Genomic DNA, 19,550 nt, shown 5'->3' on the forward strand with positions numbered 1-19,550 from the left:
TGAGAAAACCAAATGGCTACGGAAATCAAAGTCCCTACACTGGGCGAATCTGTGACCGAAGCAACGATCGGTCAATGGTTCAAGGCAACAGGTGATGCGGTTCAAGCCGATGAGCCGCTCGTAGAACTTGAAACCGACAAGGTGACCATTGAGGTGCCTGCGCCGGTTTCCGGTACCATGGGCGATATTGTTGCTCCGGAAGGGGAAACCGTTGAAGTTGGCGCGCTGTTGGCGATGCTGCTTGAAGGGGAAGGCGAAGCTGCGGCTCCTGCTCCCAAGAAAGAAGCTCCGAAGGAAGAAGCCGCGCCTGCCGCAGCTCCTGCCCCTGCTGCTCAAAGTGCTGCACCGACCTCCATGCCTCCAGCTCCTAGCGCTGCCAAGATGATGACCGAACAGAAAGTGGATCCCGCTTCTGTTTCTGGCACTGGTGTGCGCGGTCAGGTGCTCAAGGGCGACGTGATCAATGCGATCGCTGGTGGCGTAACCGCTCCTTCTGGCTCTGCGCCCCAGCCTGCTGCAAAGCGTCCGGCTTCTGCACCTGAAGATGCGGCCCGTGAAGAACGCGTTCGCATGACCAAGCTGCGCCAGACCATTGCGCGCCGTCTCAAGGATGCCCAGAACACGGCTGCCATGCTGACCACCTTCAACGATGTGGACATGTCCGCCGTTATGGGGATGCGTAAGCAGTATAAGGATCTGTTCGAGAAGAAACACGGCGTTCGTCTCGGCTTCATGGGCTTCTTCGCCAAGGCCATCTGTAAGGCTCTGGAAGAAATCCCGGCAGTGAATGCCGAGATTGATGGTACGGATCTGGTCTACAAGCATTTCGTCCATCTTGGCGTTGCCGTGGGTTCTCCTCGCGGTCTGGTGGTTCCGGTTCTGCGGGATGCGGATCAGAAGTCTCTTTCTGAAATTGAAAAAGAAATCGCAGATTTTGGCCGCCGCGCCCGAGATGGTCAGCTGACCATCGAGGAAATGCAGGGTGGTACTTTCACCGTTTCCAACGGCGGTGTTTATGGTTCCATGATGTCCACGCCTATTCTTAATGCGCCGCAGTCCGGTATTCTGGGCATGCACCGCATTGAAGAGCGTCCGGTGGTGCGCAATGGCGAGATCGTTATTCGTCCGATGATGTATCTGGCATTGTCTTATGACCACCGCGTCGTGGATGGCAAGGAAGCGGTTACCTTCCTTGTGCGCATCAAGGAAAGCCTTGAAGATCCACAGCGTCTGGTTATGGACATCTGATTTGACGATTTATGAAACGGGGCCGGTGTGCCCCGTTTTTGATATTCGAGTTTGGTTTTTGCCAACACTCCATCAATCCAGCATTCTTCAGGAGTGAATGAAATGTCTTATGATATGGTCGTGATCGGTACCGGCCCTGGCGGATATGTTTGCGCGATTCGAGCCGCGCAGTTGGGCATGAAGGTGGCTGTGGTCGAAAAGCGCAGCACCCATGGTGGGACATGCCTGAATGTTGGCTGTATCCCTTCAAAAGCCCTGCTGCATGCCTCGGAACTGTTTGAGGAAGCTGGCCATGACTTTGCCAATATGGGCATCAAGGTTGGCAAGCCGTCTCTCGATCTGAAGGCCATGATGGGCCACAAGCAGGCCGTGATCGATGGTAATGTTGGTGGTGTCGACTTCCTGTTCAAGAAAAACAAGATCGATGTCTTTCATGGCGCAGGCAAGATCCTTGCTGCGGGCAAAGTGGAAGTCACGCCGGAAACCGGCGAGGCACAGACCCTTGAAGCCAAGGCAATCGTGATTGCCACCGGTTCTGATGTTGCGCCGCTGCCGGGCGTTGAAATTGACGAAAAACAGGTTGTTTCTTCCACCGGTGCACTGGAACTGGACGAGGTTCCGGGCAAGCTTATCGTGGTCGGGGCCGGTGTTATCGGTCTTGAACTGGGCTCTGTCTGGCGTCGTCTGGGCTCGGAAGTAACCGTTGTCGAGTTCCTTGATCGCATCCTGCCGGGTATGGATGGCGAAGTGGTCAAGAATGCTCAGCGCATCTTCAAGAAGCAGGGCTTTGACTTCAAGCTGAGCACCAAGGTGACTGGCGTTGAAAAGAGCAAGAAAGGGGTCAAGGTAACCCTTGAACCTGCCAAGGGCGGGGAAGCATCCGAGCTGGAAGCAGACATCGTTCTGGTGGCAATCGGGCGGCGTCCTTATACCGAAGGTCTTGGCCTTGAAGAAGCCGGTGTTGCTCTGGATGAACGCGGTCGCGTGGCGACTGATGGGCATTTCAAGACCAATGTTGACGGCATCTATGCCATTGGTGATGTGATTGCCGGTCCTATGCTGGCGCACAAGGCTGAAGATGATGGCGTTGCGCTGGCTGAAACTCTGGCCGGGCAGGCCGGTCATGTGGATTATAACCTTGTTCCGGGCGTTGTTTACACGATGCCGGAAATCGCCGTTCTGGGGCAGACCGAAGAACAGCTCAAGGAAGCCGGTATCGCTTATAATGTCGGCAAATTCCCTTTCACGGCGAATGGTCGCGCCAAGGCACAGCGTCATACAGACGGTTTCGTCAAGATCTTGGCTGACAAGACCTCAGACAAGGTTCTGGGCGTGCATATGATCGGTGCCGGTGTCGGTGAAATGATCCATGAAGCTTCTGTTCTGATGGCCTTCTCAGGGTCTGCTGAAGATCTGGCTCGCACCATTCACGCACATCCGACTCTTTCCGAAGCAGTCAAGGAAGCCGCTCTGGCGGTCGATAAACGCCCGATCCATATGTAGTCGGGCGGCTCATGCCGCTGATATCGTCTTTGAGAATATACAAAAGGCCGCTCTCTATCAGGGCGGCCTTTTTGCTGGATTGGGCTGTCCGGATCTTTTCTCGGGTGCGGAAAGTATTGGCTATTTGCGCCAGAGGACAAAAGACCGTGTGGTGTTTGCTTTCCGCGGGTCATGGAAATCGTCATAGACGGTGGCGTCCATGCGTTTGCCATTGATGGACACGGTTACCGTGCGCCTTGCGAAAAAGGTGTTGTAGCCAACCGTCAGGCTGGTCGAGCTACTTTGATGGGCGATGGACCGTCCCCATGTGCAATCGCGGGGTGCGCATGCGGTGTAGGCTTTCACCTGAATATGGGGAACGGTGCGTGCGTTGCAGATTTCCTTGATTTCGAGCTTGGTGAGATCATATCGATGACCGGCAAATGGATTCTCCCAAGTACCGAGCGTTTGAGAGTCAACGCATTCGCCAGCTTGCGCGATGCTCGAAGCAAATAGCCCCAGTAAAAATACTAAAGCGGCGCGATATACCATTTGGCTCCTCCTCCGATATATCGTTTGATTGCCAAAACAGGTAGTTTCTCGACGTGAAGAACGCCTTTTGTAAAGTATAGACTAAATGTGTTACGTTGCAATTAAGAAAAATAATAGAAAATTAATTCTTAGTCGTATCTAATTTATTGAATTTAAATTCATCTATTAAGCGGATCGCAAGCGAGAGCTTTGCAATCTTTGTTAGAAGAAATTCTTTTTACTATGGTTGATGTTCAGGAACGTGGGTGCGCTTTTTGATAGATTTGCATTAGCTCAGACATCTCCACCTCGGTATAGGCTTGTGTTGTTGAAAGGCTGGCATGTCCCAATAGTTCCTGAATGGTGCGCAAATCGCCACCGTTGGCCAGAAGGTGGGTCGCAAAAGAGTGACGCAGGGCGTGCGGTGTTGCGCTGTCGGGTAACCCGAGTGCTCCGCGCATGGAGGCTATGGTTTTCTGCACGATGCGTGGATTAAGGGCGCCGCCGCGTACGCCTCTGAAAAGCGCTTCATCGGGCTCCAGATCGAAGGGACAAAGAGAGAGATAGTGCTGCAGAGCCGACTGCACGACGGGCAGTACCGGAAGTCGCCTTTGTTTGCCGCCCTTGCCGGTTATGGTCATGGCGTCCTGTCCGGGCAGCGGAGCGCTGTTCGGCGTCAGCGACAGAGCTTCTGAAATACGCAGGCCAACGGCATAAAGCAACAACATGATGGCGCTGTCGCGAGCTGTCACCCATGGTTCATCGGAAAGGGACTGGCCTGGATCGACCAACTGGCTCGCCTTCTCTTCGCTGAGTGGCTTGGGCAGCGAGCGGGAATATTTAGGCGTCTGGATGGCGTTGAACGGCGCGCTGGAGGCCAGCCCCTGTTCTTCCAGATATCTGACAAAAGAGCGGATGCCAGCCATGCCGCGCGCCAAAGAACGTGAGCCTGTGCCCTGTCGACGACGCTCGGCCATATAAGCGCGAATATCGGCCGGTCTGAGGCCGGGAAAATGCGGCAGGTCCGAGACCTCGCCCATATGCCGGGTCAGAAAGGTGAAGAACTGGTCGAGATCGCGATCATAGGCTTCCAGCGTTGCTGCCGAGAGGCGGCGCTCGCCTTCAAGGCTCTTGAGCCAGCGACTTTGCTTTTCGCGCAGGGTCGGCGTTGCGATGATAAGGGGGGCATCGCTGTTGACCTGCTTTCTTGTCTGTTTCTTGGCCTGATTGCTAGGCATGCTGCCGTGTCTCATTCTGTCGTGCCCGAGGCGGGATGGGTGCTTCGGGTATGATACTTGGGGAATCAAAAATCCCCGGTGCTGGTGGTCTCAGCATCGGGGATAAAATTTACACAAGCTTTAAGGCAGAACCGGGTCCGCCTTCGCCTCTGTTGATTACAGGATGGACTGACCGGTGGTTGCCCAGTCTTTCATGAAGGCTTCGATGCCTTTGTCGGTCAGGGCATGGTTTGCGAGACCCTTGATCACTGCTGGCGGAATGGTTGCCACATCGGCACCAGCAAGCGCACATTCCTTGACATGGTTGGCATTGCGGATGGACGCAGCCAGAATTTCGGTTTCGAAGCCGTAATTGTCATAGATGGTGCGAATATCTTCGATCAGTTCCATGCCGTCGATGTTCAGATCATCCAGGCGACCGATGAACGGGGAAATAAAGGTTGCGCCAGCTTTTGCAGCCAGAAGAGCCTGGTTGGCAGAGAAGCACAGGGTTACGTTGACCATGTGGCCTTCGTCGGTCAGGGCCTTACAGGTTTTCAGACCGTCGATCGTCAGGGGAACCTTGATGGCAATGTTATTTGCGATCTTGAGAAGTTCTTTGGCTTCTGCCAGCATCTGGGTGGTTTCGAGTGCGGTGACTTCCGCAGAAACCGGACCATCGGTGATTTCGCAGATTTCAGCAATGACTTCTTTGAAGTCGCGCCCGGATTTCACGATCAGGGATGGGTTGGTGGTAACACCGTCGATCAGGCCAGTAGACGCCAGTTCGCGGATATCTTTTGTTTCGGCAGTATCGACGAAGAATTTCATTGTCTTTCGTGCTCCGTTTCCGTTAGCCATGCATGCGCGACTACCTGATTGGAAATCGCGGGCGAGGTACGATATGTTCAATAAACTATAGTACACGCATCGTCAGCCCACCTCTAAGGCGAAATCAATTTATTTGCTTCCTTCGTAAAGGAATAGGGATCATCTTGTCGTCAAAGCGTCAAATTGTGTCAGTTCTCGTCCCGGTTTATGTGGATAGTTGTTACAGTTATCGAGTGCCTGTCGATTCGCCTTCTTTGTTTGGCGATGAAACGGGGCGGGGGTTTGATGGGGGACTTGAGCCGGGGCAGGTGGTCAGGGTTCCGTTGGGGCCGCGCTCCGTGCTTGGCGTGGTGTGGGATGATCCCAGTGAATTTTCCGATGAAGCAAGGCTCAAGGATATTCAGGAAGTTTACCACGGGGTGCGCCTGTCTGAGGATTTCCGCAAATTTGTTGACTGGATTGCGCAATATACGCTGTCTCAGCGCGGCATGGTGCTGCGCATGGTGCTGCGCGGCGAGGATGCGCTGTTGCCGCCCAAGCCGGTTGCAGCACTCAGGCTGACGGGCGACGCGCCAGAGCGCATGACCAAGGCGCGTGCGCGTGTGTTGGAAGCTATGGAAGGCGGATTGGCTGAAACAAAGGCCGCCATCGCGGAGCGGGCTGGCGTCTCGTCATCGGTGGTTGATGGCTTGGTAAAGAGCGGGACACTCACTCAATGCCAATTGCCCCCTCCGGCCCTGATGGAGCCGCCGCAGGCTGATTTCGCACCCCCTGCCTTGTCTGACCTTCAGGCTGAGGCCGCTGAAGAAATCCGCAAGATTGTTGAGGCTCAGGTCTTCGAGGGTGTGTTGTTGGACGGGGTGACTGGTTCGGGCAAGACCGAGGTTTATTTCGAAGCTGTTGCCGAGGCGTTGCGTCAGGGCAAACAGATTCTCATTCTCGTGCCCGAAATCGCGCTGACAGATGCCTTTTTGCATCGCTTTGAAAGCCGATTCGGTGTGCGACCGGGGGAATGGCACTCCGGCCAGGCCCAGCGTTACAAGAATCTTGTCTGGCGCGGGGTGGCTACGGGCGAAGTGCAGGTGGTTGTCGGGGCTCGGTCTTCCCTCATGCTGCCTTTCCGCGATCTGGGGCTGATCGTGGTCGATGAAGAGCATGACGGTGCCTACAAGCAGGAGGACCGCGTCATCTACAATGCTCGGGATATGTCGGTGGTGCGCGGTCACCTGTCCGGTTTTCCCGTGATTCTGGCCAGCGCGACCCCGTCGGTAGAGAGTCGCAACAATGCTGATCAGGGGCGCTATAGGCACATCCGGTTGCCAAGCCGTTATGGCGGTCAGTCGATGCCGGATATTTCCCTGATTGATATGCGCGTCAATCCGCCCGAGAAGGGTAGCTGGCTTTCTCCTGTTCTCATTGATGCAGTCAACGAGACCATTGAAGCGGGGCAGCAGAGCCTATTGTTCCTGAACCGGCGCGGCTATGCGCCGCTTACCCTTTGCCGAACCTGCGGGCATCGCTTTCAGTGCCCTAACTGTTCAACATGGCTGGTGGAGCATCGCTTCCGCAAGCAGCTTGTCTGTCATCATTGTGGCCATTGCGAGCCTGTTCCGCCTGCTTGTCCGCAATGCGGAGATGAGCATAGTCTGGTGGCATGTGGCCCCGGAGTAGAGCGGATTGCCGAAGAAGCGGCGACTCGTTGGCCGGATCACAAAATTGTTATTCTCTCCAGCGATCTCATACATGGGGTGCAGCAATTGCGGGCCGAGCTTGATCTGATCGCCTCGGGAGAGGCGGATATCGTGATCGGCACACAGCTGGTTGCCAAGGGGCATAACTTCCCCGGCATGACGCTTGTCGGGGTGATCGATGCCGATCTTGGACTTGCGCATGGCGATCTAAGAGCAGGCGAAAAGGTCTTCCAGACCTTAGCACAAGTGACAGGGCGGGCCGGGCGTGTGAAGGGGCAGGGGCGAGGCCTGCTTCAGAGCTATGTACCTGATCATCCGGTTATTGCTGCGCTTGCGAAAGGCGAAAGAGAAGAGTTTTACACATATGAGTTGGACCAACGTCGCAAAGCGGCTATGCCACCTTTTGGTCGACTGGCTGCTGTGATTCTGTCTTCGGAGCATCGCGAGGCCGCTCTGGCCTATGGTCGGGAGATGGTGAGGGCCGTTCCTCATGAGGAAGGGGTGCGGGTGCTGGGGCCCGCTGAAGCCCCGATTTCCGTGCTTCGTGGACGTTTTCGCTTTAGACTTTTGGTGATGGCTCCGCGCTCTTTTTCGCTGTCGCAATGGCTGCGTCGCTGGCTCGCGCAAAGCCCTAAAATCGCAGGATCTTTACGTATTCAGGTGGATGTAGACCCGGTTTCCTTCATGTAATCTTTTTGCTTATGCGAAGGGATGAAACTGTGTAGAACAGGCTCATAAGCCTGGTTTCACAGTACGATTTACGACTTATGGCTTTAACCGCAATGTTGCGCATGCTCATTCCATGTGCTAGACGAGCTAGCGGTTTCAGGGATTTATATCCCCGGACAGATGAGACAGACTTCCAGGGAAGATAAGGGCTTTTATTGGCTCATGTTTTCGCATTATGGTTGGGAGTATTCTCCAAATGTCAGAGAGCGACCAAGTGACAGATACAAATTCAGAAGTTTCAGGAGTGGCCGAACGTTACGCTCGCGCGTTGTTCGATCTTGCTCTCGAAGAAAAGGCAATCGATGCGGTGGAAGCTGATCTTGCACGCATTGAGGCCATCATGGATGAAAGTGAAGATTTCATGCGGCTTGTTGAAAGCCCTGTCTTTACTGCTGACGAGCAACTCTCGGCTGTTTCAGCGCTTTTGGACAAGGTCGGCATGTCCGGCACTGTCGGAAACTTTGTTCGTGTCGTTGCTCAAAATCGCCGGCTGTTCTCTCTGCCGGGAATAATTAAAGCTTTTCGCAAAATCCTTTCCATCCATCGTGGTGAGCAGGTGGCAGAAGTCACGTCCGCTCAGCCTTTGGGCGATGACGACTTGACTGCGCTCAAAGCGTCGCTCAAGGAAGCGTTGGGCAAGGATATTGCAATTCATGCCAAGGTCGATGCAGATATTCTGGGCGGCCTTGTTGTAAAAGTAGGCTCGCGGATGATTGACTCATCTGTGCGCACTAAACTCAACTCGCTCAAGATTGCACTGAAAGAGGTCGGCTGATGGATATTCGGGCCGCGGAAATTTCCGCAATCCTCAAAGAGCAGATCAAGAACTTCGGCACAGACGCTCATGTCTCCGAAGTTGGTCAGGTTCTGTCTGTTGGTGACGGTATCGCCCGCATCTATGGTCTGGATAATGTCCAGGCCGGTGAGATGGTGGAATTCCCTGGTGGAATGCGCGGTATGGCGCTCAACCTTGAAATGGACAATGTCGGCGTCGTGCTGTTTGGCGATGACCGAGGCGTTAAGGAAGGCGATGTGGTCAAAAGGACCGGCGCCATCGTTGACGTACCTGTCGGCAAGGGCCTTCTGGGCCGTGTCGTTGATCCGCTTGGTAACCCAATTGATGGTAAAGGCCCGATCGAGGCCGACGAACGCCGTCGCGTGGACGTGAAAGCGCCGGGCATTATCCCGCGTAAATCCGTTCATGAACCAATGCAGACAGGACTCAAGGCCGTGGACGCCTTGATCCCGATCGGTCGTGGACAGCGCGAGCTGATCATTGGTGACCGTCAGACCGGTAAAACCGCGATTGCTCTTGACGCGATCCTGAACCAGAAGTCGATCAACGACACTGGAGAGGAAAGCGAAAAACTCTATTGCGTTTATGTTGCTATTGGTCAGAAGCGCTCCACCGTTGCCCAGTTCGTGAAAACGCTGGAAGAAAACGGTGCGCTGGAATATTCGATCATCGTGGCTGCTACGGCTTCCGATCCTGCTCCAATGCAGTATCTGGCACCGTTTGCCGGTTGCGCCATGGGCGAATTCTTCCGTGACAATGGCATGCACTCGCTTCTGGTTTATGATGACCTGACCAAGCAGGCTGTGGCTTATCGCCAGATGTCCTTGCTTCTGCGTCGTCCTCCAGGGCGTGAAGCTTATCCAGGTGACGTGTTCTATCTGCACTCTCGTCTGTTGGAACGCGCTGCGAAGCTGAACGAAGACAATGGCTCTGGCTCCATGACCGCTCTGCCGGTTATTGAAACCCAGGCAAACGACGTGTCCGCGTTCATTCCGACCAACGTGATTTCCATTACCGATGGTCAGATCTTCCTGGAAACCGATTTGTTCTATCAGGGTGTTCGTCCTGCTGTGAACGTTGGTCTGTCCGTGTCCCGCGTGGGCTCTTCGGCACAGATCAAGGCCATGAAACAGGTTGCCGGCCCGATTAAGGGTGAATTGGCACAGTATCGTGAAATGGCCGCGTTTGCGCAGTTCGGGTCCGACCTTGATGCCACGACCCAGCGCTTGCTGAACCGTGGTGCCCGTTTGACCGAGCTTTTGAAACAGCCGCAGTTCTCACCTCTTCGGGTGGAAGAACAGGTCGCTGTGATCTATGCCGGTGTGAACGGTTATCTGGACACCATTGAAGTTAGCCAGGTTCGCTCGTTCGAAGAAGGTCTGCTTTCCGTGATGCGCAACGAGCACAAGGATGTGCTGGAAGCCATTCGCGAGAAGAAGGCTCTCGATGACGAAATTACATCTAAACTGAAGGCGGCGGTCGACGGTTTCGCAAAGAATTTTGCGTAACTTTGGACTGACGGGGAACGGAGGCTAATCATGCCAAGCCTTAAGGACCTCAAGAATCGTATCGCCTCGGTTAAGGCGACTCAGAAGATCACCAAAGCCATGCAGATGGTGGCGGCCGCAAAACTCCGTCGTGCCCAGAGCGCGGCGGAAAATGCCCGGCCTTATGCCGAACGCATGAGTGAGGTGCTGGCCAACGTGGCAGCGCGGTGTGCGATGGATGAATCGACACCAAAGCTGCTGGCAGGAACAGGATCTGATCAGACCCACCTGCTGTTGGTTTGTACCGCTGAACGTGGTCTTTGCGGTGGCTTCAACTCTTCTATCGCGCGTCTTGCGCGCGATAAGGCCCGTGCTTTGAAAGCTGCGGGCAAGACAGTCAAGATGATCTGCGTCGGGAGCAAAGGCTTTGACGCACTCAAGAGCGAATTTGGTGATGACATCATCGAAGTCGTTGATATGCGAGATTTGAAACATATCCGCTTCAGCGACGCAGAAGTCCGCATCGGACGCCCGATTTTGAACAAGTTCGAAAAAGGCGAATTCGATGTTTGTACGCTCTTTTATTCTCAGTTCCAATCTGTGGTGACACAGGTTCCAACTGCTATGCAGATCATTCCAGCTGTTTTTGAAGAGGTCGAGAGCGAAGGGTCTCATGCATCCGGTGCAGTATATGACTATGAACCGGATGAGGAAGAAATCCTTTTGGATCTTCTACCGAGAAACGTATCGGTTCAGGTTTACCATGCGCTTCTAGAAAATGGTGCTTCTGAGCAAGGTGCTCGCATGTCCGCCATGGACAATGCTACGCGCAATGCTGGCGAAATGATTGGCAAACTGGAAATGTCATACAACCGTCAGCGTCAGGCTCAAATCACGAATGAATTGATTGAAATCATCTCGGGTGCTGAGGCGCTCTGACGGCGATTGATGAGGACAGACGAATGGCAGCAAATGAAGCAGCTACCGGACGTATCACGCAGGTTATCGGCGCTGTTGTGGACGTCCAGTTCGAGGGTGATCTTCCACCGATCTTGAACGCACTTGAAACTGATAACAACGGTCAGCGCCTCATTCTCGAGGTAGCGTTGCATATGGGCGAAAATACCGTTCGCACCATTGCAATGGACAGCACCGAGGGGCTGGTTCGCGGCCAAGGCGTCTCCAATACCGGACGGGCTATTGCCGTGCCGGTCGGTGAAGAAATGCTCGGACGCATCATCAACGTTGTTGGTGAGCCTGTTGACGAAGCCGGCGAACTGGGCACCAAGCTGACCCGCGAAATTCACCAGCCAGCACCAACCTTTGTGGAGCAGTCCACCGAAGGTGAGATTCTGGAAACCGGCATCAAGGTGGTTGATCTGCTCGCGCCTTATGCAAAGGGCGGTAAAATTGGTCTGTTCGGCGGTGCCGGTGTGGGCAAAACCGTGCTTATCATGGAGTTGATCAACAACATCGCTAAAGCCCACGGTGGTTACTCGGTGTTTGCCGGTGTTGGGGAACGGACCCGTGAAGGGAACGACCTGTACTGGGAAATGATCGAATCCGGCGTGAACAAGGAAGGCGGCGGCGAAGGCTCCAAATGTGCTCTGGTTTATGGCCAGATGAACGAGCCTCCAGGAGCCCGTGCCCGTGTTGCTCTTTCCGGCCTGACCGTGGCTGAGCATTTCCGTGACGAAGGTCAGGACGTGTTGTTCTTCGTGGACAATATCTTCCGCTTCACGCAGGCAGGTTCCGAGGTGTCCGCGCTTCTGGGTCGTATTCCGTCAGCTGTGGGCTATCAGCCTACTCTGGCGACCGATATGGGCCAGCTGCAGGAACGTATTACCACGACCAACAAGGGTTCGATTACGTCCGTGCAGGCCATTTATGTGCCAGCCGATGACTTGACCGACCCGGCGCCAGCAACGTCCTTTGCTCACTTGGATGCAACGACGGTTCTGAACCGTGCGATTGCCGAGAAAGGGATTTATCCGGCTGTGGACCCGCTTGACTCCACCTCCCGTATGCTTGATCCGCGTATTATCGGTGATGAGCATTACGAAGTGGCTCGTCAGGTTCAGGAAACACTGCAGCGCTACAAGGCTCTTCAGGACATCATTGCCATTCTTGGCATGGATGAACTTTCTGAAGAAGACAAGATGGCGGTTGCACGTGCTCGTAAGATCGAGCGTTTCCTTTCTCAGCCGTTCCACGTTGCCGAGGTCTTCACTGGTTCTCCTGGTAAGCTGGTCTCTCTGGAAGACACAATCAAGGGCTTCAAGGGCCTTGTCAGTGGTGAATATGACCATCTGCCAGAAGCGGCATTCTACATGGTTGGTTCCATTGAGGAAGCAATCGAAAAAGCCGAGAAACTCGCAGCAGAGGCCGCTTAAGCGGCTTCTTCCCGGCGGAGAAGGAAGTAGGTACACATCATGGCTGAAGCTTTTGGTTTTGAACTTGTGTCTCCCGAGAGACTGGTTCTTTCCGAATCCTGTGTCTCTGTTCTGGTTCCAGGTTCAGACGGTTACTTCACCGTGCTCAATAACCATGCTCCTGTTATTTCCACGATTGCTCCGGGTATTCTCGAAGCAGAACTGGAAGATGGCAGCAAACGCGATATCTATGTTCGCGGTGGTTTTGCCGATGTCAACGACGCGGGTCTGAAGATCCTCGTCGAACAGGCGCTTCCGGTTGAAGAGCTGGACCATGAGAAGATGGCTCAGCTGATCAAGGACGCTGAAGAGGATGTCGCCGACGCGGAGACCGATGATCAGCGCAACGAGGCTACTTTGCGCTTGGCTCGATTGCAGAAGATTCAGGTTGCTGTCGCTCAGTAATTGAACAAGACATTTACAATCAAGAAGCTGCGGATGGTTTCATTCGCGGCTTTTTTTATGTCTAATACTTGAATCGAATAAGTATTTACATCATTGATGTTTTTTCCAATATTGTACGCCCTTAAACAAAGAAGCGCCTTTTGTCGTAAAATATATTGTGGAGTAAAATTGCCAATAGCGGGTGATACAATTGTGCAATTATCTGAATTTATTGATTTTTATTTTTAAACCTGAGGTGGCATAGCCTAATGGGGTCCCGCCTTTTCCTTGCGATTTAAAGATGCGTTAACTCCCGAAATCAATCCTAGAGGAGGGTGGAATGTGTTGCGAAACACGCATAGGCGTCGCTTAAGGGAAGTAACAGATGACTACGAACGAAGAAATCACAGATCTCGCAGGGGGGCGCGGTCGCAAAAAGGGGCGGAAAGCAAGTAAACCGATGCATTGGCTTAAGCGCCTCAAAATTGGCCATCGGATCTTTCTTGGCTTTCTTGTCGTGATCGCGGTTCTTAACGGCGTATCCTTCTTTGCCGGTCAGGCATTGAACAGACTTGATACGAGTTTTGAGAAATACGGTGATTTTGCGGGTGATTCCATTATTGCAACGCAGCTGCAGACACAGCTGGTTGATCTGCAATTGTCGGCGCGTGAATATCTTTCGCAACCTAGCAAGAAGAATGTTGATCGTTTCAAGCAGCGTTATGCTAACCTGCGGCAACTCCTGGCTACGGCCAATGACGAAATTCAGGATCCAGACCGGGTCAAGCTGCTGGAATCGATTGATTTCAACGTTGAGGACTACGATATCGGCTTTGATACGCTTGTCGCACTGATGAACAAGCGTAATGAGCTGGTCAATAAGACGCTTGCTGAAATCTCGGATGATATCGACACAAAGATTGACGCGATTGATAGCACAATTGCCAATTCCCTCGATCTTGGCTTGAGCATCTATGCTGTCGATATTCGGGAAAGCATGCTGCTTGCCCGCGTCAATCTGATGAAATTCATCGATGATGGTAAAGAAGACAGCTTGGCCGCTGCTTCGAGCCATCTTGACGCGTTGCGCTCAGCGGTTAGAAAAATCCGGGATGCAACGGTGAATGAGGACCTGAAGACAGGCCTTATTCGTTTGTCGTCAAGGGTGGATGACTATAAAAGCATGATGGCGTCTTTGCAGAATACCATTGCAGAGCGCAATATGGTGCGAGAACAAACTTTGGACACCCGGGCAACAGAAATTCTGAAGGCTTCAAGGGAGATTGTTTCGACTGTATCTTCCGATAGTAATGCGGTTGAGGCGTCTGTTAAGAGCAATTTCAAAAGCACGACGGAGATGCTGGTTCTGGCAACGATTCTTTCCGTGTTGGTTGGTATCGGCTGTGCCTTGTTGATTTCACGCGGTATCACAAAACCTTTGCTGGCGATTACGGTGGCTATGAAGCAATTGGCATCGGGACAGCTCGACCTGGATGTACCGGGCAAGGAGCGAGGCGATGAAATAGGTGAAATGTCCGCTGCCCTGGAAGTGTTTAAGCAGAATGCGCTTCGCACGAAGGAGTTGGAGCAAACACAGGAAGAAAATCAGCGCCGAGCGGAAGTTGAAAAACGCGCAATGATGGGCAAGATGGCCGATGACTTCAACGAGCATATCGGCGGGATCATCGATACCGTGTCCAATGCGTCTGAAGAGCTCAGTTCCAATGCTCAGGCAATGGCAGACGTGTCCGAGCAGACTGAAAAGCAGGTCTCAGAGGCTTCAGTGGCCTCCGCCCAGACTTCGGGCAATGTACAGACGGTTGCGACTGCAACAGAAGAGATGACCAGCACGATTGGTGAAATCAGTTTGCAAGTGCAACAGGCGTCCGGTTCTGCGCGTGATGCGGTCACCAAAGTGGATGCGACAAACCAGATGATGGAGATGCTTGCGCATAATTCCAACAAGATTGGTGAAGTGGTCGAAATGATTTCCAAGATTGCGGAACAGACCAATCTTCTGGCTCTCAATGCGACCATTGAATCGGCGCGTGCCGGTGAGGCAGGCAAGGGGTTTGCTGTTGTAGCCGGTGAGGTCAAGGCGCTGGCGGGGCAAACTGCCAAAGCGACCGACGAGATTGCCCTGCAGATTAACGAAATCCAGACGGCGACCGAAAAGGCCTCCTTATCGATGCATGATGTCAGTCAGGTTATCCAGAAACTTGACGAATTTACGGCCACAATTGCCTCCGCCATGGAACAGCAGAATTCTGCTACGAGCGAGATTTCGAGTTCGATCCATCAGGCTGCGCAAGGGACGGAAGTTGTCGACAACAGCATCAATTCGGTCTCCAAGGCGTCGCAGGAAGCCTCGCAGGCATCGTCACATGTCATGGTTGCAGCGCGAGAACTGGCGAAACAATCCGACTTCTTGAAGTCGGAAGTTCAGAGCTTCATTGCTCATGTCCGGGAGGGATAGTCCTTCTCAGAAAACCTGATTGAGAAAGGCCGTGCATGTTGTGCATGGCCTTTTTTATATTGTATTATTATATGAAGCTCTAATATAGATTCAAAATTAACTTACAAAATAAAATATTTGTAAATAAAACTTTCAGCCGAAGTTAAATAGGTTTTGGACATTTTGGTTTTGTACGAATGTGTGTTGTTTGTAGACTATTGGATATAGAAAATTTTTTAACAATTTATAAATTTAAATTAACGTTTACATTCAATTCGTTAATGTCATTAAGTTTTCATACACTGAAAATTAACCAATTGTTAACCATGCTCAACAAGTCTTGAGGTTGTCTTCTGATTCAACTCATCTGGAAGTGGATGCTCTGGGGGAACTTGGCATGTCTATACAATCAACTGGGGGTAGTCCCTCTCTTGTTAGTGCTCCGTTGATTTCTCCGGGCGCTTCGCAAAAGAGGGGCTTTTCCTTTTTCCGAAATGTGAAAATCGGTGCGAGGATTTATCTGGGCTTTGCCATTGTGCTTTGCCTTCTGGCCGGTCTGACGATTTACGGGAATTCGAAACTGACTGGTCTGGAAGGGCGTATCGTAATCTACGGTGACAAGGCGGGCGATGCTCTTTTGCTATCCGATATGCAAAGAGCCGTGACGGAGCTACAGCTGGCCGCTCGTGAATATGTCGGAACCTCGTCTCCGGAAGCCGCAAATGAAGCCGAGAAGGAGTATAGAGCTCGTTTTGATGTCATCCAAACCCTGATGGTCGACGCGCATGATGAATTGCAGAAGCCAGAACGTGTGGCTTTGCTCAACAAAATCGAGGGCAGACTTGGTGCTTACAGAGACGGGTTCACCAACATCATGCGGTTGAAGGAGGAATCCCATCATCTGCTCTATGACATCCTTGCGCCTACCGGAGACATTATCACGGGTTCCTTGCATGACATCCACGAAGGCGCTTATTCCAACAGTCAGCTATCCTTGCTGAACAAAATCGGAGATGCGCAGGAAAGCATGTTGCTCGCACGGCTGTCGGTCATGAAATTCTGGTCCGATGGAGAAAGAGAAGCTGCCGTGAAGGTGACCCAGTATCTGGCGGAGCTGGAAAACAAGCTGGTACAAATGCGTGGGGCGATCGTGGGGGATCAGGATCAGTTCAAGCTGGAGCTGGCGCTTAAGAACACCCAGCTTTACCAGTCATCAGTCCAGAAGATGGTTGATGCCATCGAAGAGAGCCAGCGTATCAGACTGGAAACCCTGGACGATGGTGCGAACGAGATCATGGCTGCCGCCAAGGCCATTACAGTCTCTGCAAAGGCTGAAGAAGAGAGCACACAGGAAGGCGTAAACAAGCAAATAGACGACTTCCACTTCATGCTGCTAAGCGTCGGGGCTGCTGCTTTGATTGCTGGTATCGTGAGTGCTTTCGTCATCGCACGCGGTATCACGAAGCCAGTCGTGGCGCTGACTTCGACCATGGGGCGTCTGGCGCATGGTGAGCTGGGCGTTGATGTGCCCGGCGTGGTGCGCGGTGACGAAGTTGGCAAGATGGCTGCTGCGGTGGAAGTCTTCAAGCAGAATGCGATCAGAGCGCGTGAGCTGGAGGCCGAACAGGAAGAGCAGAAGCGGCGCACCGAGCAGGAAAAACGGCAGATGATGATGGCGATGGCCGATGATTTCGATGCGCATGTCGGCAGTATTGTTCAGACTGTTTCGGCTGCGTCCACCGAACTAAACGCCAGCGCCAAGTCGATGTCTGATGTCTCCGAACGGACAGCCAAACAGGTGACGGACGCCTCCGCAGCCTCACAGCAGACTTCGGGCAACGTACAGACGGTTGCCACGGCAACTGAGGAGATGACGAGCACGATTGGCGAGATCAGCGAGCAGGTGCTTCAGGCATCCAAATGTGCGCGTGATGCGGCTGGCAAGGTGACCCAGACAACGGCCCAGATGGCCACGTTGGCCGAGACGTCATCCAAGATTGGCAAAGTCGTGGAAATGATTTCTTCCATTGCCGAGCAGACCAACCTTCTGGCGCTTAACGCGACTATCGAATCTGCGAGAGCTGGAGAAGCAGGCAAGGGGTTTGCCGTGGTGGCTGGCGAGGTCAAGGCGCTTGCTGGGCAAACGGCCAAGGCAACAGAAGAGATTGCCAAACAGATTGGCGAGATCCAGACCGCTTCGCGGGATGCATCCACCTCCATGGATGAAGTGTCTCACGTCATCCAAAGCCTCGATGAGATTTCGGCCGCCATCGCATCGGCGATGGAAGAACAGAATGCGGCGACCAAGGAAATTTCAGGCAGCGTGTTCCACGCCGCTCAGGGAACCGAGGTTGTCAGCGAGAATATCCAGCATGTTTCGAAAGCTTCGCAGGAGGCCGCGGCGGCGTCTGCTCAGGTGATGGGGGCCGCAGACGAGTTGAACAAACAATCAGCTCTGCTCAAGTCCGAGGTCGACAAGTTCATGGAGCAGGTGCGCAATGCATAATTGGTGAGCGAGCAACGATAAGAAAAGTCCCCCAACATCTTTTGAGGCTGCGCGGCGCAGCCTCTTTTTTATGGGCGGCTTGCGGCTGACTGGTCCGCTACCCAGTCAGGCTGCCAGATCGGCGAAGGCCTTGACGACATCCAGATAGACATCGCGTTTGAAGGGGACGATGAGATCCGGTGTTTTGGCCAAGGCCTCCCAGCGCCAACCTTCAAATTCCTGCGGATGTTTGCCCTTGGCGGGATTGATCACTTCAATCTCGGATTCATCGCCTTCGAAGCGGAAGGCAAACCACCTTTGTCTCTGGCCCTTGAACTTACCAATTTTGCCAGCCTTCACCACGTGATCGGGAAAGTCATAATACAGCCAGTCTGGCGCCTCTCTGATAAGCGATACGGACTTGATGGAGGTTTCCTCGTAGAGCTCACGGATTGCCGCCTGGAGGGGCTCCTCGCCCTTGTCGATGCCGCCTTGGGGCATTTGCCAGGTGTGGTTGCTATTCTCAAGTTCGGAGGCGCCATAGCGGTTGCCGATCCAGACCTTGTTTTCATGGTTGAACAGGCAGATGCCCACGCAATCGCGATAGGGCAGATTATCTTTTTTGGCCATCTTGGATGCCTTATTGATTCAGGAGTGTGGTGACGGGCACCAGTGCGAAGCCGCGTTGCCGCAGGGACTGGGTCCAGTCGGAAATGGATCTGATCGAGGTGGGGAAGGCCGAGGCAACACCAAGCGCCGTGCCGCTTTCCTGCGCGATGGATTCGAGCTGAACAAGGCGGGTTTCAATGTCCGAGGGGCGGCCCCGGAAGTCGATGACAAGATCCGAGCGCAGATTGGGAATGCTCATCTTGCTAGCAATGGTATTGAGATGGCTGCGGCCTGAAGAGCCATTCTCGACATAGAGAAGGCCTTTATTCTTCAACTCGGTCATGAATTCCGAGCCCGCCAGCTCATCGGAGGCAAAGCGGGCGCCCATATAGTTGATGACGCCAACATATTGATCAAAGCGCTCTAACACCCAATTGAGATTGGCCTTGTTCGCCTCGGCATTGGCCGATGTCAGAAGGGTATGCGGGCCGGGGTCGTTGTTGGGATAGTCAAAGGGTTCCATGGGAACCTGCACGAGCAGTTCATGACCTTGACTGCGTGCCTTGCGTGTCCAGCGCGAAAGACTGTTACCATAAGGGGCAAAGGCCAGAGTTATATCCGGCGGGAGCAGGGTCAGGGCTTCTTCTGTCGTTGTTTGAGACAGGCCGAGGCCATCCACGATAATGGCGATTTTGGGCAATCCGGCAATGGCGTCCGTGTTGATCGGGCGGGCAAAGGCTTCATAGGGCACTGTGCCGTTGGTTGCCGTAGCCGAATTCAAGCTGGGGTCGGCAGGGTCCAGCACGCGAATCTCGTCAGACGTATTGGCGTTTGCCGGCATGGCTTGTTCAAGTTGGGGCGAAGGAGAATCCTGTTGATCGGGGCGGGCCGTTTCGGGGATACCCGGCTTGATGCTGGGGCGAATGCCAGAAACTCCAATACGGGAATTGGAATCGATCGAAGCGTTCAGGTCAACCTCTTGGGTTGGCAATCCCCCATCGGGATTGTCTGCCAGCATGATCACGGATGTAAGACCAAGCAGAACCAGCGCCAGCAACCCGAAGGAGCCAAACATGAACAACCGGCTTATTCCGGATGCTTCGCTTTGATCTTGGCCCAGAGGCTTGCTCAGATCACTCGCCGCCATGATCCGTCTCCTCAAAAGAGGGTTAA

15 protein-coding genes are annotated in these 19,550 nt (G+C 53.4%); 10 read left to right on the forward strand and 5 right to left on the reverse strand.

What is annotated here, in order from left to right; translation table 11 throughout:
* Positions 1-12: 12 nt before the first annotated feature.
* Positions 13-1,248: a 2-oxoglutarate dehydrogenase complex dihydrolipoyllysine-residue succinyltransferase gene (odhB, locus tag ACKPCT_RS18900; protein WP_090074641.1), complete on the forward strand. Its 1,236-nt coding sequence runs from the start codon at positions 13-15 to the stop codon at positions 1,246-1,248.
* Between the two features lie 102 nt (positions 1,249-1,350).
* A complete protein-coding gene (lpdA, locus tag ACKPCT_RS18905) occupies positions 1,351-2,751 on the forward strand; it encodes a dihydrolipoyl dehydrogenase (RefSeq protein WP_090074642.1) in 1,401 nt (466 codons plus the stop codon).
* A gap of 120 nt (positions 2,752-2,871) precedes the next feature.
* On the opposite strand, the gene ACKPCT_RS18910 is transcribed toward lpdA, so the two are convergent.
* The 3 genes from ACKPCT_RS18910 to fsa form a co-directional block, all read right to left on the reverse strand.
* A complete protein-coding gene (locus ACKPCT_RS18910) occupies positions 2,872-3,282 on the reverse strand; it encodes a hypothetical protein (RefSeq protein ID WP_319567639.1) in 411 nt (136 codons plus the stop codon).
* Positions 3,283-3,515: 233 nt separating this feature from the next.
* Entirely contained in the window at positions 3,516-4,499 is a 984-nt protein-coding gene (locus ACKPCT_RS18915; RefSeq protein ID WP_319567640.1) for a tyrosine recombinase XerC, read from the reverse strand.
* A 156-nt stretch (positions 4,500-4,655) separates the two neighbouring features.
* Entirely contained in the window at positions 4,656-5,309 is a 654-nt protein-coding gene (gene fsa, locus ACKPCT_RS18920; RefSeq protein ID WP_090074645.1) for a fructose-6-phosphate aldolase, read from the reverse strand.
* 185 nt (positions 5,310-5,494) lie between these two features.
* Here fsa and ACKPCT_RS18925 point away from each other — a divergent pair, with 185 nt between their 5' ends.
* From ACKPCT_RS18925 to ACKPCT_RS18960, 8 genes are all read left to right on the forward strand, one after another.
* Positions 5,495-7,690, forward strand: coding sequence for a primosomal protein N' (locus ACKPCT_RS18925; protein ID WP_407652437.1), 2,196 nt, complete (start codon positions 5,495-5,497; stop codon positions 7,688-7,690).
* Between the two features lie 253 nt (positions 7,691-7,943).
* A complete protein-coding gene (locus tag ACKPCT_RS18930) occupies positions 7,944-8,504 on the forward strand; it encodes a F0F1 ATP synthase subunit delta (RefSeq protein ID WP_175528149.1) in 561 nt (186 codons plus the stop codon).
* A complete protein-coding gene (atpA, locus tag ACKPCT_RS18935) occupies positions 8,504-10,033 on the forward strand; it encodes a F0F1 ATP synthase subunit alpha (protein WP_090074648.1) in 1,530 nt (509 codons plus the stop codon). Before ACKPCT_RS18930 ends, atpA begins: the two co-directional genes overlap by 1 nt.
* Positions 10,034-10,063: 30 nt before the next feature.
* The gene (locus ACKPCT_RS18940) at positions 10,064-10,951 is read left to right on the forward strand and encodes a F0F1 ATP synthase subunit gamma (RefSeq protein WP_090074649.1); all 888 of its coding nucleotides are present in this window, start codon (positions 10,064-10,066) and stop codon (positions 10,949-10,951) included.
* A 23-nt stretch (positions 10,952-10,974) separates the two neighbouring features.
* The gene (gene atpD / locus ACKPCT_RS18945) at positions 10,975-12,405 is read left to right on the forward strand and encodes a F0F1 ATP synthase subunit beta (protein ID WP_319567642.1); all 1,431 of its coding nucleotides are present in this window, start codon (positions 10,975-10,977) and stop codon (positions 12,403-12,405) included.
* Positions 12,406-12,444: 39 nt separating this feature from the next.
* On the forward strand, positions 12,445-12,849 hold the full coding sequence (locus ACKPCT_RS18950; protein ID WP_319567643.1) for a F0F1 ATP synthase subunit epsilon: 405 nt from the start codon (positions 12,445-12,447) through the stop codon (positions 12,847-12,849).
* Positions 12,850-13,213: 364 nt separating this feature from the next.
* Entirely contained in the window at positions 13,214-15,304 is a 2,091-nt protein-coding gene (locus ACKPCT_RS18955; protein ID WP_319567644.1) for a methyl-accepting chemotaxis protein, read from the forward strand.
* A gap of 376 nt (positions 15,305-15,680) precedes the next feature.
* The gene (locus ACKPCT_RS18960; protein ID WP_319567645.1) at positions 15,681-17,789 is read left to right on the forward strand and encodes a methyl-accepting chemotaxis protein; all 2,109 of its coding nucleotides are present in this window, start codon (positions 15,681-15,683) and stop codon (positions 17,787-17,789) included.
* A gap of 105 nt (positions 17,790-17,894) precedes the next feature.
* On the opposite strand, the gene ACKPCT_RS18965 is transcribed toward ACKPCT_RS18960, so the two are convergent.
* Positions 17,895-18,398: an RNA pyrophosphohydrolase gene (locus ACKPCT_RS18965; RefSeq protein ID WP_319567646.1), complete on the reverse strand. Its 504-nt coding sequence runs from the start codon at positions 18,396-18,398 to the stop codon at positions 17,895-17,897.
* 10 nt (positions 18,399-18,408) lie between these two features.
* Positions 18,409-19,524 carry a divergent polysaccharide deacetylase family protein gene (locus tag ACKPCT_RS18970; protein WP_090074655.1) on the reverse strand — a complete coding sequence of 372 codons (1,116 nt, stop codon included), beginning with the start codon at positions 19,522-19,524 and terminating at the stop codon, positions 18,409-18,411.
* Between the last annotated feature and the right edge of the window lie 26 nt (positions 19,525-19,550).

The organism is Cohaesibacter marisflavi (assembly GCF_963665895.2).
Taxonomy (GTDB): Bacteria; Pseudomonadota; Alphaproteobacteria; order Rhizobiales; family Cohaesibacteraceae; genus Cohaesibacter; species Cohaesibacter marisflavi.

Bases quoted from the DNA above. Each gene is read 5' to 3' on its own strand.
- lpdA (WP_090074642.1), top strand. From the start codon at position 1,351: ATGTCTTATGATATGGTCGTGATCGGTACCGGCCCTGGCGGATATGTT.
- atpA (WP_090074648.1), top strand. From the start codon at position 8,504: ATGGATATTCGGGCCGCGGAAATTTCCGCAATCCTCAAAGAGCAGATC.
- ACKPCT_RS18970 (WP_090074655.1), bottom strand. From the start codon at position 19,524: ATGGCGGCGAGTGATCTGAGCAAGCCTCTGGGCCAAGATCAAAGCGAA.
- odhB (WP_090074641.1), top strand. From the start codon at position 13: ATGGCTACGGAAATCAAAGTCCCTACACTGGGCGAATCTGTGACCGAA.
- ACKPCT_RS18960 (WP_319567645.1), top strand. From the start codon at position 15,681: ATGTCTATACAATCAACTGGGGGTAGTCCCTCTCTTGTTAGTGCTCCG.
- ACKPCT_RS18910 (WP_319567639.1), bottom strand. From the start codon at position 3,282: ATGGTATATCGCGCCGCTTTAGTATTTTTACTGGGGCTATTTGCTTCG.
- ACKPCT_RS18915 (WP_319567640.1), bottom strand. From the start codon at position 4,499: ATGCCTAGCAATCAGGCCAAGAAACAGACAAGAAAGCAGGTCAACAGC.
- ACKPCT_RS18950 (WP_319567643.1), top strand. From the start codon at position 12,445: ATGGCTGAAGCTTTTGGTTTTGAACTTGTGTCTCCCGAGAGACTGGTT.
- atpD (WP_319567642.1), top strand. From the start codon at position 10,975: ATGGCAGCAAATGAAGCAGCTACCGGACGTATCACGCAGGTTATCGGC.
- ACKPCT_RS18965 (WP_319567646.1), bottom strand. From the start codon at position 18,398: ATGGCCAAAAAAGATAATCTGCCCTATCGCGATTGCGTGGGCATCTGC.
- fsa (WP_090074645.1), bottom strand. From the start codon at position 5,309: ATGAAATTCTTCGTCGATACTGCCGAAACAAAAGATATCCGCGAACTG.
- ACKPCT_RS18940 (WP_090074649.1), top strand. From the start codon at position 10,064: ATGCCAAGCCTTAAGGACCTCAAGAATCGTATCGCCTCGGTTAAGGCG.
- ACKPCT_RS18955 (WP_319567644.1), top strand. From the start codon at position 13,214: ATGACTACGAACGAAGAAATCACAGATCTCGCAGGGGGGCGCGGTCGC.